The 22,958-nt window shown below is 75.3% G+C and carries 22 protein-coding genes and 2 tRNA genes; 11 read left to right on the forward strand and 13 right to left on the reverse strand.

The features are described from left to right. Positions 1–66: 66 nt before the first annotated feature. The 3 genes from ACFWDO_RS13625 to ACFWDO_RS13635 are packed head-to-tail and all read right to left on the reverse strand — an operon-like array spanning position 67 to position 4,350. Entirely contained in the window at positions 67–570 is a 504-nt protein-coding gene (locus tag ACFWDO_RS13625; protein ID WP_380320622.1) for an acyl-CoA thioesterase, read from the reverse strand. A 49-nt stretch (positions 571–619) separates the two neighbouring features. Then, positions 620–2,347, reverse strand: a complete 1,728-nt coding sequence (locus ACFWDO_RS13630) for a GTPase (RefSeq protein ID WP_380320625.1) — start codon at positions 2,345–2,347, stop codon at positions 620–622. Beyond that, entirely contained in the window at positions 2,344–4,350 is a 2,007-nt protein-coding gene (locus tag ACFWDO_RS13635) for a dynamin family protein (protein ID WP_380320628.1), read from the reverse strand. Before ACFWDO_RS13635 ends, ACFWDO_RS13630 begins: the two co-directional genes overlap by 4 nt. Positions 4,351–4,511: 161 nt before the next feature. Between ACFWDO_RS13635 and ACFWDO_RS13640 the strand changes: the two genes are divergently transcribed. Continuing rightward, the gene (locus ACFWDO_RS13640) at positions 4,512–5,078 is read left to right on the forward strand and encodes a carboxymuconolactone decarboxylase family protein (RefSeq protein ID WP_380320631.1); all 567 of its coding nucleotides are present in this window, start codon (positions 4,512–4,514) and stop codon (positions 5,076–5,078) included. Positions 5,079–5,090: 12 nt separating this feature from the next. On the opposite strand, the gene ACFWDO_RS13645 is transcribed toward ACFWDO_RS13640, so the two are convergent. From ACFWDO_RS13645 to ACFWDO_RS13675, 7 genes are all read right to left on the reverse strand, one after another. Further along, positions 5,091–6,068 (reverse strand): aminoglycoside phosphotransferase family protein, encoded by a 978-nt coding sequence (locus ACFWDO_RS13645; RefSeq protein WP_380320634.1) that lies wholly within the window; start codon positions 6,066–6,068, stop codon positions 5,091–5,093. A 117-nt stretch (positions 6,069–6,185) separates the two neighbouring features. Next, positions 6,186–7,868 (reverse strand): energy-dependent translational throttle protein EttA, encoded by a 1,683-nt coding sequence (gene ettA, locus ACFWDO_RS13650; RefSeq protein WP_380320637.1) that lies wholly within the window; start codon positions 7,866–7,868, stop codon positions 6,186–6,188. A 111-nt stretch (positions 7,869–7,979) separates the two neighbouring features. Next, entirely contained in the window at positions 7,980–8,492 is a 513-nt protein-coding gene (locus tag ACFWDO_RS13655; RefSeq protein ID WP_380320640.1) for a single-stranded DNA-binding protein, read from the reverse strand. Positions 8,493–8,541: 49 nt separating this feature from the next. Beyond that, positions 8,542–10,131, reverse strand: coding sequence for a GTPase (locus ACFWDO_RS13660; RefSeq protein ID WP_380320643.1), 1,590 nt, complete (start codon positions 10,129–10,131; stop codon positions 8,542–8,544). After that, on the reverse strand, positions 10,128–11,789 hold the full coding sequence (locus ACFWDO_RS13665) for a GTPase (protein WP_380320646.1): 1,662 nt from the start codon (positions 11,787–11,789) through the stop codon (positions 10,128–10,130). The genes ACFWDO_RS13660 and ACFWDO_RS13665 overlap by 4 nt, the downstream gene beginning before the upstream one ends. 96 nt (positions 11,790–11,885) lie before the next feature. Beyond that, positions 11,886–12,752, reverse strand: a complete 867-nt coding sequence (locus ACFWDO_RS13670) for an NAD(P)-dependent oxidoreductase (RefSeq protein WP_380320649.1) — start codon at positions 12,750–12,752, stop codon at positions 11,886–11,888. After that, positions 12,749–13,654: an NAD(P)-dependent oxidoreductase gene (locus ACFWDO_RS13675; RefSeq protein WP_380320651.1), complete on the reverse strand. Its 906-nt coding sequence runs from the start codon at positions 13,652–13,654 to the stop codon at positions 12,749–12,751. Before ACFWDO_RS13675 ends, ACFWDO_RS13670 begins: the two co-directional genes overlap by 4 nt. Before the next feature lie 135 nt (positions 13,655–13,789). On the opposite strand from ACFWDO_RS13675, the gene ACFWDO_RS13680 reads away from it, so the two are divergent. Beyond that, on the forward strand, positions 13,790–14,170 hold the full coding sequence (locus ACFWDO_RS13680) for a winged helix-turn-helix transcriptional regulator (RefSeq protein ID WP_380320654.1): 381 nt from the start codon (positions 13,790–13,792) through the stop codon (positions 14,168–14,170). A 36-nt stretch (positions 14,171–14,206) separates the two neighbouring features. On the opposite strand, the gene ACFWDO_RS13685 is transcribed toward ACFWDO_RS13680, so the two are convergent. After that, a complete protein-coding gene (locus ACFWDO_RS13685) occupies positions 14,207–14,638 on the reverse strand; it encodes a group I intron-associated PD-(D/E)XK endonuclease (RefSeq protein ID WP_380320657.1) in 432 nt (143 codons plus the stop codon). A 99-nt stretch (positions 14,639–14,737) separates the two neighbouring features. Between ACFWDO_RS13685 and ACFWDO_RS13690 the strand changes: the two genes are divergently transcribed. From ACFWDO_RS13690 to ACFWDO_RS13715, 6 genes are all read left to right on the forward strand, one after another. Further along, positions 14,738–14,811 (forward strand) — tRNA-Arg (locus ACFWDO_RS13690). A 205-nt stretch (positions 14,812–15,016) separates the two neighbouring features. Further along, positions 15,017–15,196 (forward strand): hypothetical protein, encoded by a 180-nt coding sequence (locus ACFWDO_RS13695; protein WP_380320660.1) that lies wholly within the window; start codon positions 15,017–15,019, stop codon positions 15,194–15,196. Between the two features lie 157 nt (positions 15,197–15,353). Continuing rightward, a complete protein-coding gene (gene orn / locus ACFWDO_RS13700; RefSeq protein ID WP_380320663.1) occupies positions 15,354–15,992 on the forward strand; it encodes an oligoribonuclease in 639 nt (212 codons plus the stop codon). 56 nt (positions 15,993–16,048) lie between these two features. Then, positions 16,049–16,121 (forward strand) — tRNA-His (locus ACFWDO_RS13705). Between the two features lie 132 nt (positions 16,122–16,253). Next, positions 16,254–17,546: an MFS transporter gene (locus tag ACFWDO_RS13710; RefSeq protein WP_380320666.1), complete on the forward strand. Its 1,293-nt coding sequence runs from the start codon at positions 16,254–16,256 to the stop codon at positions 17,544–17,546. Then, complete coding sequence (locus ACFWDO_RS13715) at positions 17,543–18,295, forward strand: ankyrin repeat domain-containing protein (RefSeq protein WP_380320669.1); 753 nt, start codon at positions 17,543–17,545, stop codon at positions 18,293–18,295. The genes ACFWDO_RS13710 and ACFWDO_RS13715 overlap by 4 nt, the downstream gene beginning before the upstream one ends. A gap of 1 nt (position 18,296) precedes the next feature. Here ACFWDO_RS13715 and ACFWDO_RS13720 read toward each other — a convergent pair whose 3' ends face one another. Further along, positions 18,297–19,202 (reverse strand): RimK family alpha-L-glutamate ligase, encoded by a 906-nt coding sequence (locus tag ACFWDO_RS13720; protein ID WP_380320672.1) that lies wholly within the window; start codon positions 19,200–19,202, stop codon positions 18,297–18,299. Positions 19,203–19,211: 9 nt separating this feature from the next. Continuing rightward, positions 19,212–20,288 carry an ABC transporter ATP-binding protein gene (locus ACFWDO_RS13725; protein ID WP_380320675.1) on the reverse strand — a complete coding sequence of 359 codons (1,077 nt, stop codon included), beginning with the start codon at positions 20,286–20,288 and terminating at the stop codon, positions 19,212–19,214. A 96-nt stretch (positions 20,289–20,384) separates the two neighbouring features. On the opposite strand from ACFWDO_RS13725, the gene ACFWDO_RS13730 reads away from it, so the two are divergent. The 3 genes from ACFWDO_RS13730 (at position 20,385) to ACFWDO_RS13740 (ending at position 22,933) form a co-directional block, all read left to right on the forward strand. After that, positions 20,385–21,065: an ABC transporter permease gene (locus ACFWDO_RS13730; protein ID WP_380320678.1), complete on the forward strand. Its 681-nt coding sequence runs from the start codon at positions 20,385–20,387 to the stop codon at positions 21,063–21,065. Then, complete coding sequence (locus ACFWDO_RS13735; RefSeq protein ID WP_380320681.1) at positions 21,062–21,787, forward strand: ABC transporter permease; 726 nt, start codon at positions 21,062–21,064, stop codon at positions 21,785–21,787. Before ACFWDO_RS13730 ends, ACFWDO_RS13735 begins: the two co-directional genes overlap by 4 nt. Positions 21,788–21,889: 102 nt before the next feature. Continuing rightward, positions 21,890–22,933 (forward strand): glycine betaine ABC transporter substrate-binding protein, encoded by a 1,044-nt coding sequence (locus ACFWDO_RS13740; RefSeq protein ID WP_380320684.1) that lies wholly within the window; start codon positions 21,890–21,892, stop codon positions 22,931–22,933. Positions 22,934–22,958 lie beyond the last annotated feature (25 nt).

Here is a 22,958-nt window from a genome sequence, read left to right on the forward strand (position 1 = left end):
GTCCCGATCCCCGCGAGGTAGTGGACTGGACCACTACCTCGGCAGGATCGGGACCACCTCGGCGGGTCAGCCGCGGCGGCGGAAGGCGACGGGCTCCTCGAGGAACGGCTCCCAGGCGGCGCGCTCGTCCGCGGTCACGCGCCGCGGCTTCCCGCTCGCCGCGTCCACGACGACGATCGTCGTGACGGCCTTGACGTACGGGGCGGCGCCGGACGCCGGGGCCGTCCGCGGGAAGCCGGCGGGCGCCCCGTCGTGCACCTCGTAGCAGACCTCCAGGCTCGCCCCGCCGATGGTGCCGATCCACATCTCGACGCGGACCGGGGTGCGGGTGAAGCCCAGCGGCCGCAGGTACTCGATCTGCTGCCCGGCGACGAACGTGTGCGACGTCGCGTGGGGGCCGGTGTCGAGGATGGCCGTGGGCCACTCCTCGCCGTCCGCCGCATCCGCGTGGCGCCAGAACGCGGTGATGCGGGCATCCTCCAGGAGGCCGAACATCGCGACGTTGTTGACGTGCTGGTAGGCGTCGAGGTCGGACCAGCGCAGCGGGACGGGGACGTGCAGTCGGGTCATGGTTCGCATCGTCGCACGACGGCGGGCCCGCCCCGGAATCGTCCCGCCGTCAGCCCGCGGCGATCGCGGCGGCGGCGCGGCAGCGGGCGAGGGCGCCGAGCTCGTCGCCCACCGGGACCCGCACCAGACGGTCCGCGACGCCCGACACCGACTCGCGCAGGCGGCGGCGCACGCGCGCGGCCCGGCGCCCGGCGCCCACCGCCGCGACGCCGCGCGCGACCAGCGCGAGCAGCAGGCCCAGCAGGAGGCCGCCGATCGCGAGGAGCGTGGGCCACGGCATCTCGAGCACCCCGCCGCCCGAGCCGGTGAGGTCCACCGTGAGCACGGGCAGGATCAGCGGCGGCAGCCGGAAGTACTCGATCACCGCGGCCGCGGCGAGCCACAGCAGGCCCACGACGGCGGCCGCGAGGAGCAGCCACTGGGCGAAGCCCGCGACGGCCCACCACCTCGGCCGGCGCGAGGCCTCCAGCCGGGTGCCGACCACCGCCTGGTCGAGGTCGCCCGGCAGCCGGTCCGTCCCGTCCTGCGCCCGGGCGCGCGCCACGAGCACCCAGGCGTCGGGGGCCCCGTCGGTCACCTCGTCGACGTACCGGCGGACCGCGGACGCGGCGGCGGCGCGCACCGCGGGCCGGGCCGTCGGCAGCGAGCTGCGCACCAGGTCCGGCCGCTCGGGGGCGCCCCGCCCGGGTCCGCCGTTCTCGCGGCCGTCCTCCCCACCGCGCCGCAGGCCGAGGCGGCGCAGCGGGTCGCGCCGCAGGCGGGACACCCAGCGGGTCACGGGCCAGCCCGTCACGAGGTGCGCGTCGCGCCGGTTCGCGGCCGCGACCGCGTCCGCCACGGTGGGCACGCCCGCCGCGGCCTCGAGCGCGTCGACGAGCGTGCCCGCCGCCCGCTCCCCCGCGCGGGGCGCCGGGCCGGACCCGCAGGCGTCGACGATGGCCTGCGCGGCCGCCCGGGCGTCCGCCGCGAGCCGCGCGGTCGCGGCCTCCCGGCGCGCCGCGGCCTCGGCGAACAGGCCCTTGAGCTGGTCCATCCCCTGCCCCGTAGCGGCAGAGACGGCCAGCACGCGCGCCCCGTCGAGCCCGTCGGCGGCGACCAGGCGTCGCAGGTCGGCGAGCATGGCGTCCGTCTCCGCGGCGGTCAGCCGGTCGGTCTGGTTGAGCACGACCACGACCACCTCCGCACGGCCCGCCAGCGGCCGCAGGTAGCCCTCGTGCAGCGCCGCGTCGGCGTACTTCTGCGGGTCGACGACCCACACCAGCAGGTCCGCGCGCTCCACCAGCCGGTCCGCCCGCACCCGGTGCTCCACCACCACCGAGTCGTGGTCCGGCAGGTCCAGCAGCACGAGCCCCGTCGAGATCCCGGCGGGCGCACGCCGCCCGCGCAGGCGTCCCAGCCCCCGCCGGGCGGGGCGGGTGCCGTCCTCCTCGTCCTCGGGCAGCGCCATCTCCTGCCGGCGCCGCACCTCGAGCCAGTCGAGCAGCGGTCCGGCCCCGTCGCCCCACACCGCGGCGACGGGGTGGGACGTCGTCGGGCGCCGGACCCCGACCGCCGCGATCTCCTCGCCGGCGACGGCGTTGAGCACGCTGGACTTGCCCGAGCCCGTGGCGCCCGCGAGTGCCACGACCGTGTGCTCCGCCGACAGGCCGCCCCGCTCGCGGGCCCGCGTGACCACGGCGCGCGCCTCGTCGAGCAGCGCGCGGTCCAGCCGTCCGCTGGCCGAGGCCACGGCCGTCTCGAGGGCCGCCGTCCGGTCCGCCAGGTCGATCCGGCTCACGCGTCCCCCTCCTCGCGCCGGTCGCGGGCGCGCCAGCGCGACCACCAGCCCGCGTGGCGCGCGGGGCCGCCGGCCTCCGCGTCGCGGCCGCCGTCGTCGGCCGAGTCCACACGACCGGGCCCCTCGGGCGGGCGCAGCGTCCCCGCCCCGCGCAGCAGGCCGCCGCTCCAGGGGCGCGTGGAGCCCTCGTCCGGCACCGTGCGGGCCGCGCGCTCGGCGCGGGCCGCGGCCGCCACCCGGTGCGCGGCGTCCCGGACGCCTGCCGCGCCCGTCTCCTGGGTGCCGAGCGCGTCGAGCTGCGCGGTGTACCGCGCGGCCTGGCCCCGCAGCACCGTCTCGACGCGGGCCTGCAGCCGCTCCTTCGCCTGCGCGGCGAGGCGCCGCACCGCCTCGTCACCGAACACGGCCTCGAGCAGCTTCTGCGCGACGACGGCGGTGCCGCCCGCGATGCCGATCTCCGCGCCGGTGAGCCCCGCCGTGGAGGCGAAGACGATCACCATGAGGCTGACGCCGAGGGCGTTGACGCCGAACGACACCGCCCGCGCCGTGCCGCGCCGCGCCGCGCCCTGCTCGCGCACCAGCTCCAGCACGTCCTCCTGCCAGCCGCGGATCTGCTCGGCGACCTCGGTGCGCAGCGCCGCGGGCACCCGGGCCAGGTCGAGGCCGTCCAGCAGCGCGGCGCCCGCCGCGTCGCCGCGCCAGGCCGCGTACGTCCGCTCGGCGGCCTGCTCCGCGGCGTCGAGGATCACGGACTCCAGGCCGTGCGCGATGGCCTGCTCCACCTGCGGGCCCTCCTTGGGCCGGCCGCGGAAGAACCGCACCACGGCGTCGCGGGCCCGCCCGACGCCCGCCTCGACGGCGCGGAAGAACTCCCCGGTGCCGACGAAGTCCTGCCAGCGGGCCAGCACCTCGCCGCGCAGCAGCGCGCCGTCCGACGTCGCCGCCTCCACCTGGTCCAGCGCCTCCGCGTGGTAGCGGCGCGCGGCGTCGCGCAGCCGGGCGTCGGCCACCTCCTGCCCGTCCGCCGCCTCGGCGAGGGCGACCGCGCGGCGCACCAGGTCGTCGACGACCCCGTCCCGGGTGGCGGCGATGACGCGGGCCCGCGCCTCGGGGTCGCCGCCCAGCCCGGACAACCAGGTCGCGATCTCCGCGACGGCCGGCTCCGGCAGCAGGCCGTCGACGAGCGCGTCCGGCCCCTGCTCCGCCGCCTCGCCGAGGACGAAGACGCGCGCATCCTCGAGCCCGTGCTCGGCGACCATGCGGCGCAGGTCCTCGGCCACGACCTCCGCACCCGGGTCCACCCGGTCCAGGACGATCGCGACCTGCGCGCGGCGGCGGGCGGCCTGCCCCAGCAGGTCCCACGGCACGGCGTCGGCGTACCGGGCCGCCGTCGTGACGAAGAGCCACAGGTCGGCGGCGCCCATCAGCTGCGCGGCCAGCTCCCGGTTGGCGACCTCCACCGAGTCGACGTCGGGCGCGTCGAGCAGGGCCAGGCCCTGGGGCAGCGCGTCGCTCGCGACCAGCCGCAGCGCCGCGGCGCCCTCGACCGGCCGCTCGGCGTGCGCCGGGGTGCTCCCGCCGTCGCGGGCATCGCCGGACGACGTCACGCGCGCCAGGCCCGGCAGCACCCGGTCGGTGGTGAACCAGCGCGCGTCGAGCGGGTGGTGCACCAGCACGGGGGCACGGGTGGTCGGCCGGAGCACCCCCGGTGCGGAGACCGGCTCGCCCAGCAGGGAGTTGACCAGCGTCGACTTCCCCGCACCGGTGGACCCGCCGACCACGACCAGCAGCGGCGCCCGCTCGGCGCGCAGGCGCGGCAGCAGGTAGTCGTCGAGCTGGTCGAGGGCCCGGCGCCGGTCCGTGCGCGCCGCAGCGACGCCCGGGGTCTCCAGCGGCAGCCGCACGCCACCCAGGCGCGCGCGCAGCACCTCCAGCGCGTCCACGAGCTCCCGGGCGGTCGCCTCGTCCCGCGGTGCAGGGGGCGTCGGGTCCGGGTCGGTCATGAGCCCAGTGTGCCCACCGCCGACGATCCGTGCAGGGTTGACCTGTGACGATGCGCACACGACGGCGCCCCGGGCGCCGATCGGTGGTCCCATGGGAGGGCACGACGGCGTGCCGCGCACGCCGGGACCGCACCACCCACGGCCGTCCTTGGAGGCGTCAGGTGTCCAGCACGTTCCGCATCCCCCGCAAGGAGCTCTCGGGCCTCTACGGCCGCGCGATCGCGTGGTACGCGAGGCGGACCTTCGGACAGGTCCCCGACAGCGCGTACGTCCTCGCCCATCATCGGCCGGCGATGCGGGCGATGTTCGGGCTGGAGATGAAGGTCGCCCGCTGGAAGGCGCTCGACCCGACCCTCAAGACCCTCGCGGAGATGGCCACGGCCGCCGCGGTGGGCTGCAGCTGGTGCCTCGACTTCGGCTACTTCCTGTCGCGCGAGGACGGGCTCGACCCGCGCAAGGTGAGCCAGGTGCCGCGGTGGCGTGACGCCGACGTGTACACCGAGCTGGAGCGCGACGTCATGGCCTACGCCGAGGCGGTGACCGCCACCCCGCCGACCGTCACCGACGAGATGGTCGCCGCCCTGCTCGCGCGCCTGGGGGCGCCGGCGTTGGTCGAGCTCACCGAGATGGTCGCGGTGGAGAACATGCGGTCGCGCTCGTTCTCCGCCGCGGGGGTGCGCAGCCAGGGGTACTCGGACGTCTGCGAGCTGCCGCTCGCGTCCTCCTGACGCCCCGCCGTCTCAGGCCAGACGACGGCGCAGCCACGCGACGCACACCTCACCCTGGGCGCGCTGGAACGCGCGCAGGTGCGGGATGCCGGGGACCGGCGGCTGCAGCGACGAGTGCACGAAGTACCCCGTGAGCGCCACGAGGTAGGCCGTGACGGCGCCCTCCGCGGTCCCCGCGGGCAGCGGGCGGAGGGCGAGCGCCTCCTCCGGGGTCGGCCCGCCCTCGAGCCGGATGGCGGGCAGCATCCCCACCAGGTCGCAGAACGCCGCGCCGCGGGCGGCGTTCGGCCAGTCGACCGCGAGCGCGCGGGTGCCCGCGGCGCCACCGGGGCGATCGACGAGCGGCGCGTCGACGAGGAGCGCGTTGTCTCCGCGCAGGTCGCCGTGCACCAGCGCGTCGCCCGCCACCGCGGCCCGCGCACCCTGCTCGAGGTCGGCGAGCCGGTCCAGGTGCGCCGCGAGCCACGGGTCGTACGACGCGAGCCCCCGCGGCAGCTCCGCGGCGAGGCGCTGCGTCCGGTCCGCCGGCAGCTCGGTCTCGAAGTCCGGCAGCAGACCCGCGGCCACCCGGTGCTCGGCCAGGCGGCCCGCGAGGTCGAGGACGGCGCGCAGGTCGTCGTCGACCCAGGGCATGCGCGGCGCGCGCGACGCCAGTGTCTCGAACCCGAGGGCCACCCAGTCGTCCCCGCCGTCGCCCGCGACGTCCGCCGACCACAGGAACCGGGGCGTGGGCACGCCGTCCGGCAGCAGCGCGGCGCGCCGCGCCTCCTCCCGGTACAGGCCGACCGTGAAGGGGTGCTCGGCGCCGACCGCCTTGACGAACACGGCACCCTCCGCGGTGCGGAGGGTGGACGCCAGGCCCTGGGAGTAGCCGCCGTCGTGGCTCGTCCAGCCCGTGACCGGTGCCCCCAGCCGCGCCTCGATCCCCGCGCGTACCGCGGCGGGCAGGTCGGGCCAGGTGGGGCGGCTGCGGGAGGTCGTCGCGGTCATCGCAGGAGTATCCCCGCCGCCGGTCCGGCGACCCAAGCCCTTTCCCGCGCCCCGGACGCACGACGCCCCCGGCACCGCGCGGGGGCCGGGGGCGTCGAGAGGCGCAGCGGGCGCGGGTCAGTCGCGCGTGAGCTTGCGGTACGTCACGCGGTGCGGGCGCGCGGCGTCGGCGCCCAGGCGCTCGACCTTGTTCTCCTCGTACGAGGCGAAGTTGCCCTCGAACCAGTACCAGTTCGCCGGGTCCTCCTCCGTGCCCTCGTACGCGAGGATGTGCGTCGCGACCCGGTCGAGGAACCACCGGTCGTGGGAGACCACGACGGCACAGCCGGGGAACTCGAGCAGGGCGTTCTCCAGCGAGCCGAGCGTCTCGACGTCGAGGTCGTTGGTGGGCTCGTCCAGGAGCAGCAGGTTGCCGCCCTGCTTGAGCGTCAGGGCGAGGTTGAGGCGGTTGCGCTCGCCGCCGGACAGCACGCCCGCGGGCTTCTGCTGGTCCGGGCCCTTGAAGCCGAACGACGCGACGTAGGCGCGGGACGGGATCTCGACGTTGCCGACCTTGATGAAGTCGAGCCCGTCGGACACGACCTCCCACAGCGTCTTCTTCGGGTCGATGCCGCCGCGCGACTGGTCGACGTACGAGATCTTGACCGTCTCGCCGACCTTGAGGTCGCCGCCGTCGAGCGGCTCCAGGCCCACGATGGTCTTGAACAGCGTGGTCTTGCCGACGCCGTTGGGGCCGATGACGCCGACGATGCCGTTGCGCGGCAGCGTGAAGCTGAGGCCGTCGATGAGCTGGCGCCCGTCGAAGCCCTTCTGCAGGTTCTTCGCCTCGAGGACCACGCTGCCCAGGCGCGGGCCCGCGGGGATCTGGATCTCCTCGAAGTCGAGCTTGCGGGTCCGCTCGGCCTCCGCCGCCATCTCCTCGTAGCGGGCCAGGCGCGCCTTCGACTTCGTCTGGCGGCCCTTCGCGTTGGAGCGCACCCAGTCGAGCTCGTCCTTGAGGCGCTTGGCGAGCTTGGCGTCCTTCTTGCCCTGCACCTCGAGGCGGGCCTGCTTCTTCTCCAGGTAGGTGGAGTAGTTGCCCTCGTACGGGTAGAGGCGGCCGCGGTCGACCTCGCAGATCCACTCCGCGACGTGGTCGAGGAAGTAGCGGTCGTGGGTGACGGCGAGGACGGCACCCGGGTAGGTGGCCAGGTGCTGCTCGAGCCACAGCACCGACTCGGCGTCGAGGTGGTTGGTGGGCTCGTCGAGCAGCAGCAGGTCGGGCTTCTCCAGCAGCAGCTTGCACAGCGCGACGCGGCGGCGCTCACCACCCGACAGGACCTTGACGTCGGCGTCCGGCGGCGGGCAGCGCAGGGCGTCCATCGCCTGCTCGAGCTGGGAGTCGAGGTCCCACGCGTCGGCGGCGTCGATCTCCTCCTGCAGCGTGCCCATCTCCGCGAGCAGCGTGTCGAAGTCGGCGTCGGGCTCCGCCATGAGGGCGGAGATCTCGTTGAAACGGTCGATCTTGGCCTTGAGCGGGCCGACCGCCTCCTCGACGTTGCCGAGCACCGTCTTGTCCTCGTTGAGCGGCGGCTCCTGCATGAGGATGCCGACCGTGTACCCCGGGGAGAGGCGCGCCTCGCCGTTCGACGGCTGCTCGAGGCCCGCCATGATCTTGAGGATCGTCGACTTCCCGGCGCCGTTGGGGCCGACGACGCCGATCTTGGCGCCGGGCAGGAAGTTCAGCGAGACGTTGTCGAGGATGACCTTGTCGCCGTGCGCCTTGCGCGCCTTGTACATGGAGTAGATGAACTCAGCCACTGGCTCTGCTTCCACCGTTCGATCGCGCGGCGGACCCGAGGCGTCGGGTCCGAGAGGTTCGAGGCTCCAGCGGGCACGCTGGAGGACCGGCATGGCGGCCGGTCCACCAGCCTACGCGACGGGCGCGCTCACACGCCGACCGGGATCCGATCCTCCTCGAGCTCCGGCTCCGGTCCCGGCTCGCTCCCCCTCCTGGTCCCGCTCGCGGTCCCCCTCGTCGTCCCGCCCGGGGCCCGTGGTCGCGGGGTCCTCCGCGGCGCGGTCGACGACGCGCGTGAACCGGGCCAGCCCGCGCGTGACGTCCGGGCCGACGGCCTGCGCGTCGATGACGAGCTGCCAGCGCTCCTTGCCGTCCTTGTCGGTCCACTCCTCGGTGGAGAGCCGGCCGGTGACCACCACCGGGTCGCCCTGACCGAGCGACTCGGCGACGTTCCGCGCCCCGGTCCGGAACGACTTCACGGTGAACCACAGCGTCTGGCCGTCGGACCAGTCCCCGCTGCGGGCGTCCCGCACGCGGCGGGTGCTCGCGACCCGGAACGTGGTCCACTCCACGCCGTTCGGCGACCGGTGGAGCGTCGGCTTCGTCCCGACGAACCCGTTGACCGTGATGCTGACCTCGTTCATGCGCTCCTCCTGGGCTCGGCGCCGACGGTCGCCGGCGGTGCGCCCAGGATCAGTCGCGCGGTGCCCGGTGCGCGCCCCTCGGGGCGGCATCTGTGGACGACGCCGCCAGCTCGCCGCCTGTGGGCAGCCTCAGAGACCCGGTGAGCGGCCGCGACGTCGGAAGCTCGGTCGCCGCCTGGGCGAGCTCCCGCACCCGGCGGTGCTCGACGAGCAGCTTCTGCGTGGGCTCCCCGAGCCCCTCGGACAGCACCCGCTCGAGCGCGGCGCGGCCGGCCGAGGCCACCGCCTGCTCCCGCTTGCGCGCGAGGGCGCGCCGCGCACCCGTCGCCGCGAACGCCACCGCGACGGCGGCGACCGCCAGCACCGCCGCGCCCCCGAGGAGCACGCCGCCCCAGGGGTCGCCGAGGTCCAGCACGCCGGTGAGGGCGAGCACCGCGACGACGGCCGCCACCACGGCCACCCCGCCGAGCACCCACGACGTGCGGCGCAGGGTGCGCGCCGACGACGGGCCGCGGGTGTCGAGCACGACGCCCCGCAGCGCCCCCGCCACCGAGGTGCGCAGCTGGTCCGCCCCCGCGACCGAGGCCGCCAGCGACCGCTGCCAGCCGGGGCGCAGCGAGGCACCCGCGCGGGTGAGCCAGCGGGCCCGCGACAGCGCCACCGCGTCGCGGTCCGGCGGCGGCACCTCGGGGCGGCCGTACCCGTTGCGCACGGCGTTGCCGACCTGGGTCGCCACCGCGTCCAGGCCCGTGGCGGCGACGAGAGCGTCGAGCTCGCGCTCGACCGCCGGGCCCATCTGCCACGGCACCTCGGCCGGCGTCTGCGCCAGCAGGAGGCGGGCCGCCGCGTCGAGCTCGGCGGCCGCGCGCCCGGCCGCCACCGACCGTCGCGCGCAGGCCTCCTCCAGGAGCCTCCGCACCTGGTCGATGCCCTCGCCCGTCTTCGCGGAGACCCCTTGCACGTACACGCCGCGCAGCCCGTCGTCCTCGAGCAGGCGCGCCAGGTCCGCCTGGAGGTTCTCGCGCTGCGCGTCGGGCACGGTGTCGACCTGGTTGAGCAGCACGACCATCGAGGACTCCGAGCCCACGGCCTCGCGCAGGTAGCCGGAGTGCAGCGCGTCGTCGGCGTACTTCTGCGGGTCCACGACCCACACCAGCAGGTCGACCAGCGGCAGCACGCGGTCCACGACCTCGCGGTGCGCCGGCTCGACCGAGTCGTGGTCGGGCAGGTCGAGCAGCACCAGCCCGGCCAGCTTCTCCTCGTCCTCGCCGTCGAGCTCGCCGCCCTGCGTGATCCGCCGCTCGCGGTCCACGCCGACCCAGTCGAGCAGCGCCTCGGCGTCGTCCGACCACGAGCAGGCCGTGACGCGGGCCGTCGTCGGGCGCTTCACGCCGACGTCGGCGAAGCTCAGCCGCGACACCTTGTTGAACAGGCTCGACTTGCCCGACCCGGTGCCCCCGGCGAACGCCACCACCGTGTGGTCCACGCCGAGCGCGAGCCGCTCGCGCACCCCCTCGACCGCGGCGGTGACGCGCTTCGACGTCGCGTCGTCCAGGCGGGGGCCGGCGATCGTCAACGCCTCGGCGAGGTCCTCGGTGCGCGCACGCAGGGTCGCGTCGTGGGTCGGGCCCTCGGTCATGTCAGCCTCCTGAGCTCGGCGAGTCGCACGCGCAGCCCCGCGGCCGCGTCGTCGGCGGGTTCGGACGGCGCGAGGTCGTCCAGGACGGCCTGCACCTCGGCGTCGACGACGGCGGCCGCGCGGTCGCCGAGGTCCTCGCGCAGGGCCACGACCGGGTCGTTCGCCGCGTCCCCGAGGACGCGGTCCAGGAGGCGGGCCGCGTCGTCGCTGCCGGCGGCCGACGCCAGGAGCAGCGTCGCCACGCCCCGCGCGCCGAACGCCTTCACGGCGGCCTCCACGCGGGGAGACGGGGCCCCGCCCGCGAGGTCCGCGACGGCGGCGTCCGCGCTCTCGGCCCAGGCCGCGACCCGGCCGGGCACGTCCGCCTCGCGGGCCGCCGCGCGGACCGCCCCGTCCGGCGCCACGGCCTCGCCGCCGGCGGGCGCGCCCGGCCCGGCGAGCACCGCCCGCAGCCGCTCCTCCACGCGCGAGCCGGAGGCGGCAAGGGTGCGCGCGGCGGCGTCCACGACGTCGGACCGCAGGCCGTCGAGAGCGACCTCGCGCGCACGGCCGGCGCGGCGCGTGCTGCGGGCCCGGTCGCCGCGCACCTTGACCCGGTCCACGCCCGCGGTGCCGGACAGCTCGCGCCACCGCGCCTCGACGGACGCCCCCGCCACCACCCCCGCGGCGACGGCGTCGCGCGCCAGCCGCTCCGCGGCGGGGATCTCCTCGCTGACGCGGCGGCGCAGCACGTGCGCGGCCTCCTGCTGGGCGTCGAGCGCGTCCGCGAGCGACGTCACCCAGCCGGGCAGGGCACCCAGCGCGCCTTTGAGGGTCCGCACGACCACCGCCCGCGAACGGTCCGGGCCCGCGAGCATGCTCAGCCAGCGCCGCACGGGCTGCACGACCGCGGGGTCGAGCAGGCCCTCGTGCGGGCCGACGTCCGGGATCACGAACAGCGGCACGTCGGTCATCCCGTGCTCGCGCAGGCGCTGCAGGAGGTCGCCGCGCACCGTGGTGAGCGTCTCCTTCGGCACCCGGTTGAGCACCATCGCCACGGACGCGCCGCGCTCGGTCGCGCGGCCCAGCGCCTGCCAGGGCAGCGCGTCGCCGTAGCGGGCGGCGGTCGTGACGAAGAGCCACAGGTCGGCCGCCTCGAGCAGCTGCTGCGCCGTGGACCGGTTCGCCTGGACGAAGGAGTCGAGGTCCGGGGCGTCGAGCAGGGCGGTGCCGCGCGGCACGCCCTCGTGCTGCACGACGCGCGACAGCTCCGTCACCGGCCCGGACGACATGACGTCGGCGTCCAGGGGGTGGTGGGCGAGCACGGGCTCCCGCGTCGTGGGGCGCAGCACGCCGGCCTCGGAGACGGCCTCGCCGAGCAGCGAGTTGTACAGGGTGGACTTGCCCGCCCCGGTGGACCCCGCCACCACGACGACCGCCGGGGACGACAGCTCCTTCAGCCGCGGCAGCAGGTGCTCGTCGAGCTGCGCCAGCAGCCGGTCGCGGGAGGCCGCGGCCTCCTCGGCGCCGTCGATCGGCAGGGGCAGCTCCACGGCCGCGACGTCGCGGCGCAGGTCGCGGGCGACGTCGTGGACGGTGACGCCGATCTCCTCGCTCGCCCCCGCGTCTTTCCTGCTCGCGGCGCGGCGCGAGGCACGGGTTTCCAGGGAAGGAGTCACGGGCACATCCTTCCCGCTGGGGCCGGTCGTGCCAAACGCGCGCGCCGCCGCGAGGTTGATCCCCGCGCGGCGCGCGCCCGATCCGTCCCCCGGCCGTCAGCGCCGACGGAGGCTCTCGTAGATGCGCTCGAACCCCTCCGCCCCGTGCCCCGCGTCCACCTGGCGACGGCGGAGCTCCTCCACCATCGCGATCGGTGCCGGGTCCACGCCCTGCTCCTCGCTGGCCCGCACCAGGTGTCCCAGGTCCGACCAGTCGAGGCTCTGGACCGGGGCCGTGTAGTCGCCGCGGTCGACGACCTCGGCGTCCAGGGCGAACGCCGCGGTCATCGCGGCGAGGAACGGGCCCGCGCGGCGCGCGAAGGTCCGCGCGTCCACGCCGTCGACGCCGACCATCGCAGCGCCGTGCAGGAAGCCCGCGAACATCGTGTACATCCCCGAAAGCATCGCCAGGTCCAGCAGCGACGCCCGCCCGGGGTCGGTGCTCTCGAACGTGCTCGTCGCCCATGTGTCGAGGACGCGGCGCGACCGGTCGAACACGTCCTCGTCCCCGCTGTAGAGGACCTCCGCACCGGGCGCACCGATCATCAGAGGGGTCGCCATGATCGCGCCGTCGAGGTACCGGACGCCCCGCGCCGCCGCCCAGGCCGCGACCTCCCGCGCCTCCTGCGGGGTGGTCGTGGTGAGGTTGACGAGGTCGCGGCCGCGCAGCTCCTCGGCGAGCGGGTCGAGCGTGGCGTGCACCGACGCGTGGTCGTAGAGGCAGACGACGACCGTCGGCGCGGCGAGGACCGCGTCCCTGGAGCTCCCCGCCCGGCGCGCACCGCGGTCCACGAGCCCCGCGCCGCGGCCGGGCGACCGGTTCCAGACGATGACGTCGTGACCGGCGTCGAGCAGCGCACCGGCCAGCGCGCGCCCCATGTGGCCGAGGCCGAGCACCGCGACCGTCTCCGCCCCGCGGCTCACCGCGGGTCCCGGATGCCGTCGAGGATGCGCGTCCAGCCGTCGGCCCCGTGGCCGTCGTCGATCGTGCGGCGGTAGTGGGCCTGGACCGCGCGCGGCAGCTCGAGGTCGATCCCCGCCGCCTCGCTGGCCGCGACCACGTGGTCGGCGGTGGCGCCCATCATCGTCGTGGAGCTGAGGGCGCCGGGGTGCTGCCCGGCGTCGATGCGCGACCCCGCGTCCTCGCCCTCCCCCGCCGCGAGCATCGCGGGGATGCCGGTCAGGGTGGCCAGCGCCTCGGGGAGGAACTCGCGCGCCGTGACGCCGGCGGTGCCGACCAGCGCGGTGGCGTGCATCAGGGCGGACAGCGCGGTGAGGAAGACGTCGAGCTGCGCCTGGTACATCAGCTGCGCCAGCCCGGGGTCGGCACCCACGTACCGGGGCTCGCCGATGCGCCCGAGGACGTCGTGATGGCGGTCGAGCAGCTCCCGCGGCCCGCTGTAGTACACGGAGGCAGCCTCCGTGCCGACGGCCGGCGCCGGGTTCATCACGCCGCCGGTGAGGAAGCCGGCACCGTGCGCGGACGCCCAGGCCGCGGCCTCACGGGTGCGCTCCGGCGTGTCCGAGCTGAGGTTGACGAGGGTGCGGCCGGCGAGCTCGTCGGTCGCGCCCGCGAGGATCTCGTCCATGGCGGCGTAGTCGGTGAGGCTGAGGACGACGAGTTCGGCGGCCGCGAGCGCGGCCCGAGGAGTCGGGACGAGGACGGCGCCGGCGCGCACCACGCCGTCGGCGCGGGCGGGCGTGCGGTTCCAGACGGTCACGGGGTGGCCGGCCGCGAGCAGGCTGCGGACCATCGCCTGCCCCATCGGGCCGAGGCCGATCACCGTGACCGGCGCCGGGCCGGCCGGCGCGAGGTGCTGCGTCATACGTCTCTCCTCCAGGTGGGGGTTGTCCTTCGGACCGGACACCTCCATGCTCAGGGGGTACAACGAGACCGTGAAGTACGCACTAAGAACTGCGGTACTTGCCAAAAAGTAAGTGCCCGAGCCCCGGGGAGCACCATGACCGCCAGCACGCGGAGCGGGCCCTACGTCTGCGGCATCGACGCCGCACTTGACGTGGTCAGCGGCAAGTGGAAGGGCCTCATCCTCTGGGAGCTCGACGCGCACGGGGTGCGGCGGTTCGCCGAGCTGCGGCGCGGGCTGCCCGGCGTGAGCGAGAAGATGCTCACGCAGCACCTGCGCGAGATGGAGGCCGACGAACTCGTCGTCCGCACCGTGTACGCCGAGGTGCCCCCGCGGGTCGAGTACGCCCTCACCGAGCACGGGCGGGCGCTCAACGAGGCCCTCGCGCCCCTCGGCCGATGGGGCTCCGACCGCGTCCGGCGCGAGAGTCGCGAGCTGGTCGAGCACCCCGACGCGGCGGCCATGCCCCGGCCCTGACGGACGTGTGCGGTCGCCCGCCGTGCCGCCCTGACGTCAAGGACGTCGAGCGAGGTCCCCGAGGCTCCGGAACGTCGCAGCATCGAGGACACCGCTCGTCTGCCCGTTGCGGCTCGGCGCGACCCGAAGGGTCACTGACGCCCGATGGTCGTCCGGGCGGATGTAGTAGCACTCGTCCGTGTCCGGACAGTAGATGCACACGACGTCGACCGCGCTCTTGTCGGTCGGCACGGCATGGGTGCCCTGACGGTCGTTCCACACCGACCTGAAGTGGACCGTGATGGCTCCTGAACGGGCCGCCCGGTACTTGACCTGCAGCCGGTGGAATGCACCGTCCGCATACGCCACGAGATCGAACGGAGCGTGCTCCGTCGCAGGGAAGAGGACCACGAACCCCTGTCCCACGATGTCGGCGTGCGCCTTGGCCACGCCCAGGTCGCCCTTGTCCTTGGTGTGGTGCGGTGCCATCGGCCAAGACTAGTGGATGGGTCTTCCGTCGTTCGACCCGACGTTACCTTGTCGAACCTGGTCAGGGCCGACACGCCCTGGGCTAAACTCGGCTCGCTTGCCTCCGTAGCTCAGCTGGACAGAGCGGGTCACTTCTAATGACCGGGTCGCGGGTTCGAATCCTGCCGGGGGCACCGATCTGCAACCGCGGCAGGTGGCCGACACCGACGTCGCGCCACCCTGCCGACGTGGTGACCTGGGAAAAAGCCGTGCGCCCGGCGAGTGCTTCCCGGCAGACTCCTTCATGCACCGCGGTGACGCGCGGCCGGTCGGATTACCGGTCGCGGGGGTGGTCCCTGGCCCGGACCGACGACCCACGTCACGAAGGACACCATCACCATGTATTCCACGGACAGCCTGCTTCTCGTGCAGGCGATCCAGCGCGAGCGTCTCGACGACGCCGAGCGCCGACGCACCGTCCACCGACTGCACCAGCAGCAGAAGCTGCGCACGCAGCCGCACGCCCGCAAGCAGCGCACCAGCATCGCCCGGTGGCTGTTCGACTGGCTGACCGCATGACACCCGACGCGCGACCGTCGCCACGCCGCAGGCGCGCCGACGCCGCGACCACGAGGGCCCCGAGGCCCGGACCGTTCCTTCCGAACCGTCCGGAGCACCGGGGCCCTCGCCGTGTTCCCCGACCTCCCACCGGCCCACGGACCGTAGGCTGACCCTCGTGAGCCCCGCGAACCCGAACGAACGCATCGTCTGGATCGACTGCGAGATGACGGGCCTGGACCTGCGCGCCGACGCGCTCGTCGAGGTCGCCGCCGTGGTCACCGACTCCGAGCTGAACGTGCTCGGCGAGGGGGTCGACGTCGTCGTCGCGCCGCCCGCGGCCGCGCTCGAGCAGATGAACGACTTCGTGCGCGACATGCACACGACCTCGGGCCTCCTCGAGGAGCTGCCCGCCGGCACGACGCTCGCCGAGGCCGAGCAGGCCGTGCTCGACTACGTCCGCGAGTGGGTGCCGGACCCGGGCAAGGCCCCCCTGGCGGGGAACTCCGTGGGCACGGACAAGATGTTCCTCGACCGGGACATGCCCGAGCTCGTGGGGCACCTGCACTACCGGATCGTCGACGTGTCGTCGATCAAGGAGCTCGCCCGCCGCTGGTACCCGCGCGTCTACTTCGCCTCCCCCAAGAAGGAGGGCGGCCACCGTGCCCTCGCGGACATCCTCGAGAGCATCGACGAGCTGCGCTACTACCGCGAGGCCCTGCTCGTGCCCCAGCCCGGGCCGGACACGAAGACGGCGCGGGCCGTCGCCGAGCGGATCAAGGAGACGTCGGTCACCCGACGGACCGCGAAGTCCTGACCAGCCCCGCGGAGCGGGTATAGTTCTGGTCGGCCGGTCGCTCGCGTCCGGTCATGGTGGCTATAGCTCAGTCGGTAGAGCGCCTGGTTGTGGTCCAGGAGGTCGCCGGTTCAAGCCCGGTTAGCCACCCTGAGAAGCGCCCTGGAGACAGGGCGCTTTTTCTTTTGCCCAGCAACGCCCCTCTGCATCCGGTATACCATCGAGCCGGCCGTCGAACACGGTCCCCGCGACCGCCCTCGAGCAGAAGGAGGCCATCCCGTCGTGGCTCAGCAGGCCGCCCCCGCCCGCACGTCCGGCCCCGCCGCCGCGTTCTCCTCCCTGCGCGGCAACCGCCCCTTCCAGCTCCTGTGGGCATCGAACCTGTTCTTCTTCGGCGGGGTGTGGACGCAGACCCTCGTGCTCGGGTGGCTCGCTTTCGAGCTCACCCACTCCGAGCTGCTCGTCGCCGTCTACACCGCGGCGCGCCTGGCCCCGATGCTCCTCGGTCCCGTCGCGGGCGCCCTCGCCGACCGCTACGACCGCGTCCGGCTGCTGCTCGTCGCCTGCGTCTGGGCCGCCGGCGCCGTCGCCGTGGTCGCCGCGCTGGCGACCGCCGGCCTGCTCCCCTACTGGGCCCTCGTCATGGGCGGGTTCGCGATCGGCATCGGGCAGTCGCCCTCCCAGCCCGCCCGGATGTCGCTCGTGCTCGACCTCGTGGGCCGGGAGAACCTCTCGAACGCCAACGCGCTCAACTCCATGGCGATGAACATGACCCAGGTGATCGGCCCCGCGCTCGGCGGCGCCATGATCGCCGCGATCGGTGCCCCCGCCGCGCTCTGGGTCTCGACCGCCTGGTACGTCGCGTCGCTCCTGCTCCTGCTGCCGCTGCGCCGGCTCCGTACCCGCACCGGGCCGGGCGGGCACGCGTCGACGTCGGTGCTGCGCATGGTCACCAGCGGCTTCCGCGCCATCGCCGGCCACCGGCTGGCCGTCGCCGTCCTGCTGGTCACCCTGGCGGCCAACGTCTTCCTGTGGCCCGTCTACCAGTCGTTCATGCCCGTCTTCGCCTCGGAGTCGTTCGGGCTCGACGCCGCCGGCCTCGGCGCGCTGCTCACCTGCGCGGGCGTGGGCGGGCTCATCGGCTCGCTCGTCATCGCCGCGCTCGGCGACTTCCGCTTCAAGGGCGCCCTCTTCGTGGTCGGCACCACCGTGTGGGGCCTGGCCTGGGTGGCGTTCTCGCTCGTCACCGAGCCCACGACGGCGTTCGCGCTGATGGTCGTCATCGGCCTGGCCAGCGCCGCCTTCGGCGTGCTGCAGACCACCCTGCTGCTCATGACCACCGAGCCCGCCGTGCACGGCCGGGCCCTGGGCCTGCAGGAGCTCGCGATCGGCGTCATGCCCGCCGCCACCCTGGTCATCGGCACCGTCGCCGAGCGCGTCGGCGTGCAGCACACCGCGCTGGGCGCCGCGATCGCGCTCGTCGTCACCCTCGGGATCCTCATGATCGCCGTGCCCGACCTGCTGCGCCTGGGCCGGGCCGACGACGGCGCCCCCGCCGCCGAGGAGGCGGCATGACGCCCCGCCCGGGCCGTGGCCTCCCCTCGGCCCTGACGGCCCTCGCCGTCGGGGCCCTCGCCGCGTCCCTCGCCGCGTGCGCGGCACCCGACTCCACCGCCCCGCAGGAGGCCTCCGTGTCCCGTCCGTCGTCCAGTCCCTCGACCCCCGCACGGCCTGGCTCCACGGACGCCGAGCTCCTGCGCGCCGTCGAGCGGGACGACGTCGAGGCCGTGGCAGCCGCGCTGCGCGACGGCGCGGACCCCGACGCCCGCGACGGCGCGGACCGCCCCGCCGTCGTGACCGCCACGCGCCAGGGCGCGCTCGACGTCGTGCGCGAGCTGCTGGAGGCCGGCGCCGACCCGGACGCGAAGGACGCGATGTCCGACTCCGCGTTCCTGTACGCGGGAGCGGAGGGCCTCGACGACATCCTCGCGCTGACGATCGCGCACGGCGCCGACGTCACCAGCACCAACCGGTACGGCGGCACCGCGCTCATCCCCGCGAGCGAGCACGGGCACGTCTCGACGGTGGGCCTCCTGCTCGACGCCGGCGTGCCCGTCGACCACGTCAACAACCTCGGGTGGACGGCGCTGCACGAGGCGATCGTGCTCGGCGACGGGTCCGCCGACCAGGTCGCCGTCGTGCGGCTGCTGCTCGACGCGGGTGCCGACCCCATGATCCGCGACGGGCAGGGCGTGCTCCCCCGCGACCTCGCCGCCGACCGCGGCTACGACGCGATCGTCGCGGAGATCGACCGGGAGCGCTGAGTCAGGCCCGCGCGACGATCGCCGCAGCGAAGGCGTCCAGGGTCGCGGCCGTACCCGAGTGCTGCATCCACAGCGACGGCTCGGTGAGCTCGAGCTCGATGACCATGGGCGTGCCGTCGTCGCCGGTCACGAGGTCCACGCGGGCGTAGAGGAACGGGCGCTCGCCGCCGACCTGCTCGCGCGCCACGGAGAGGGCCTTCTCGGCCACGTCCACCTGGTCGGGGGTCGCGGTGGCGGGCTCCATCCGCTCGGCCGCATAGAGCGCCTCGCTCGCCTCCGCAGGCCCGGTCAGGAGCGCGTGCTTGCGCACGGCGTGCCGCAGCTCGCCGTCGACGAAGACGAGGCCCGTCTCCCCCGCGGTGTCGACCGACGTCACGTAGGGCTGGATCATCACGGCACGGCCGGCGTCGAGCAGGTCGGTCGCGTGGGTGATCGCGAGCGCCCGCGACTGCGCGGAGACCGGCTGGTAGCGGCCCGCGTCCTGCGCGCCCGCGCTCACCACGGGCTTGACCACGAAGTCGCCGAAGGCGGGCATGCGCGTGTGCACGGCGCGCTTGGACAGGTGCCGGTCGGGGTCGAGCCAGATCGTCGGGATGACGGGCACGCCCGCCTCCTCGAGGGTGCGCAGGTAGCCTTTGTCGGTGTTCCAGCGCAGCACGTCGGCCGGGTTCTCCAGGCGCGGCACGCGCTGCGCCCACGCGAGGAACTCGTCGCGGCGGGGCGAGTAGTCCCAGGTGGAGCGGACGACGACGAGGTCGTAGACCGACCAGTCGACCTCCGGGTCGTCCCACACGACGGCCTCGGCCACGACGCCGAGCTCGGGGAGCGCGTCGAGGAGCGGCCGGTCGTCGCTGTCGAGCCGGGGCAGGGCGGAGCAGGTGGCGAGGCCGATGCGCTTCGTGGTCACGCGGCGAGCCTAGTTCTCCGGCCCGCCCAGGTGCGCGCCGCTCGCCTCGGGCGCGTCGGGCGCCGCGGCGTCGGCCGCGCGCCGCAGCCCCCCGAGGATCCCGGCGGCGGTCAGCGAGCCGACGACGGCCCCGCCGTCGGCGGTCACCGGGACCCGCCCCTGGGACGACGTCGGCAGGGCCGCCACCGCCTCGAACGCGTCGGCGAGGCTCGCGCCGAGCGGGACCGGCGTCGGCGCGGGCTGCACGACGAGCGACGCGTCCTCCAGGTCCTCGCGCCGCACCTCGGCGAGCGCCAGCATCCGCTGGTGCGCCCCCGCGCCGACGAAGTCCCGCACGCGGTCCGTGGCGGGGTGCGCGAGGACGGTCAACGGCGAGGCGACCTGCTCGAGGTGGCCGCCCTGGGACAGCACCGCGACCCGGTCGCCGAGCCGGACCGCCTCGTCGACGTCGTGGGTGACCAGCACGACGGTGGTGCCCACCTCGCCCAGGATGCGCGCCACCTGGGTCTGCAGGTCGCGGCGGCGCTCGGGGTCGACGGCGCCGAACGGCTCGTCCATGAGCAGCACGGGCGGGTCGGTGGCGAGCGCACGTGCCACGCCCACGCGCTGCCGCTCGCCGCCCGAGAGCTGGTGGGGATAGCGCCGGCCGTACTGCCCGGCGGGCAGGCCGACGAGGTCGAGCACCTCGGCCACACGGGAGCGGACGCGCGACCGGTCCCAGCCGAGCAGGCGCGGCACGGTGGCGACGTTGGCCTCGACCGTGCGGTGCGGCAGCAGCCCGACGTCCTGGATGACGTAGCCGGTGCGCCGGCGCAGCGCCACGGGGTCCACCTGCGTGACGTCCTCGCCGTCCACCAGGACCCGCCCGCTCGTCAGCTCGACGAGGCGGTTGATCATCCGCAGCGTGGTCGACTTGCCGCAGCCCGACGGGCCCACCAGCGCCAGCACCTCCCCCGGCTCGACCCTCAGGCTCAGACCGTCGACCGCGACGGTGCCGTCCGGGTAGGCCTTGCGGACGGCGTCGAGCTCGATGCCGGCGGACAGCCGGGCGGGCTGCTGAGCGGGCCTGAGGGCGAGGTCGGGCATGGCTGCGAGGCTATCGAGGGCCGCGGACACCCCGGCCCGCGGCGCGCCGGGGCGTGGGCCGCCGCGGCGTCGGGGGCGCCCGCTACGGTCGAGCCCATGGTCACCGCCGTCGCCACCGCCGCGGACAACCCGTGGTTCTCCTGGTCGTACGTGACCGACAACGCCGACGTCCTGTGGGCGCGCACCACCGAGCACGCCCTCCTCACGATCGAGGCGGTCGCCATCGCCGCGCTCGTCGCGATCCCGCTGGGGCTCCTGGCCTCCCGGGTCCGCTGGCTCGCCGGCCCGCTGCTCGGCACGGCCGCCATCCTGTACACGGTGCCCTCGCTCGCGCTGTTCGCGATCCTCGCGCCGATCATGGGGATCGGCCGCCAGCCGGTGCTGCTCGGCCTCGTCCTGTACGCGCTGCTCGTCATCCTGCGGAACACGGTGACGGGGCTCGACGGCGTGGACCCGGCGGCCGTGGACGCCGCCCGGGGCGTCGGGCACGGCCCGCTGCAGGTGCTGGCGCGGGTCCGGCTGCCCAACGCCCTGCCGAGCATCGTGGCCGGGCTGCGGCTGGCCACCGTCACCACCGTCGCGCTCGTCACCGTGGGCGTCGTGGTGGGCTACGGCGGGCTCGGGCAGCTGATGTTCCAGGGGTTCCGCAACAACTTCTACCGCGCGGAGATCATGACGGCGACGATCGCCTGCGTCCTGCTCGCCCTCGTCCTCGACCTCGTGCTGTGGGTCGCCGGCCGCGCCCTCACGCCCTGGCTGCGCGGGAGGGCCGCATGAGCGCCGCGGCAGCACCCGTCGTCGGGGCCGTCGTCGCGGCGGAGGGCAACGGCGTCGTCGGCGACGCGATCGCCTACCTCAACGACCCGCTGAGCTGGACGGGCCCCGGGGGCATCCTCGAGCTGGGCCGCGAGCACCTGGCCCTCACCGCCGCGGCCGTGCTCGTGGCCGCCGTGGTCGCTTTGCCCGTCGGCGCGGCGCTGGGGCACGGCCGCCGGGGCGGAGGCGTCACCGTGTGGCTGACCAACGCCAGCCGCGCCGTCCCCACGCTCGGCATCATCCTGCTGCTCGCCACGGCGGGCCTGTTCGGCGACGGCGCGACGGTGGTGGCCGCCGCCCTCTTCGCGGTGCCGGTCCTGCTGGTCAACACGTACGAGGGCGTGCGCGGCGCGGACCCCTCGGCCCGCGACGCCGCGATCGGCCTCGGCATGCCGGGCCGCCAGGTGCTCACCCGGGTCGAGCTGCCGCTCGCCACGGGCCTGGTCGCGGCGGGCGTGCGCACCGCCGTCGTGCAGGTCAGCGCCACCGTGCCGCTGGCGGCGCTCGCCGGGGGCGGCGGCCTCGGTCAGATCATCGCGCTGGGCATGGGCACGCAGCGGTACGGGCAGGTGCTCGCCGGCGGCCTCCTGGTCGCGGCCCTCGCCCTCGTGCTCGACGGCGTCTTCGCCGTCGTGCAGCACGTCGTCACCCCCGCTCCGCTGCGCGCCGCCGCCCGGCGGTGAGCGGGCGGGTCCTGCAAACCGGTTGCCTGACCCGGACCCTCGCGGTCGAATAGGGCGGTTCACCCGAATCCCACGCTGGTCCCCCCACGGACGGAGAGCACGATGACCTCCCACCGCACGACCACCCTGCGACGCACGACGGCCGCCCTCGCCGCCCTCGTCGGCGCGACGGGGCTGCTCGCCGCCTGCGGCGACCCCGGCTCGGCCGGGGGCGGCGGATCGACGTCCACCGCGACCGGCTCGGCCGCCGCCGCGAGCTGCGAGGCCGTCCCCGGCGACGCGCTCGTGGTGCTCGAGGACGACAAGAAGCTGCAGACCGTCGACAACATCATCCCGGCGGTGAACGCCGACCTCGCGTCCCAGGCGCCCGACCTGATCCCGCTGCTCGACACGGTGTCCGCGGCGCTCGACACCGACACGCTGATCGGGCTGAACAAGGCGGTCGACATCGACCGCAAGACGTCCGAGGACGTCGCGGCCCAGTTCGTGCAGGACGCCGGGATCGCCGCCCAGGACGACTCCGCCGGCAAGGGCGTGACGGTCGCGATCGGCGCGGCCGACTTCGCCGAGAGCGCCACCCTGGGCAACATCTACGCCGACGTGCTCAAGAGCGCCGGCTACGACGCCACCGTCACCACCATCGGCAACCGCGAGACGTACCTGCCCGCGCTGCTGAAGGGCGAGCAGATCCAGATGGTGCCCGAGTACGTGGGCACGCTCACCGAGTTCCTCAACAAGGACGCCAACGGTGCGGACGCCGAGCCGAAGGCGAGCGGCGACCTGGACTCCACCGTGGCCGCGCTCACCGAGCTCGGCGACGCGGCGGGCCTGAAGTTCGGCACCCCGTCGCCCGCCCAGGACCAGAACGCCTTCGCCGTCACCCAGGGGTTCGCCGAGGAGCACGACCTCACCACCCTCAGCGACCTGGCCGCCGCGTGCGGCGGGCTGGTGCTCGGCGCCGGGCCGGAGTGCACGGAGCGCCCGTTCTGCCAGCCGGGCCTCGAGGACACCTACGGTCTGACGTTCTCCGAGTTCCGCTCGCTGGACGCCGGCGGCCCGCTCACCAAGGCCGCGCTGCAGAAGGGCGAGATCACGCTCGGCCTGGTGTTCAGCTCCGACGGCTCGCTCGCGACGTCCGCGGGCTGACCTGCCCCAGGCACGACGAAGGGCC

The sequence above is a fragment of the Isoptericola sp. NPDC060185 genome (assembly GCF_042728595.1).
Lineage (GTDB): Bacteria > Actinomycetota > Actinomycetes > Actinomycetales > Cellulomonadaceae > Isoptericola.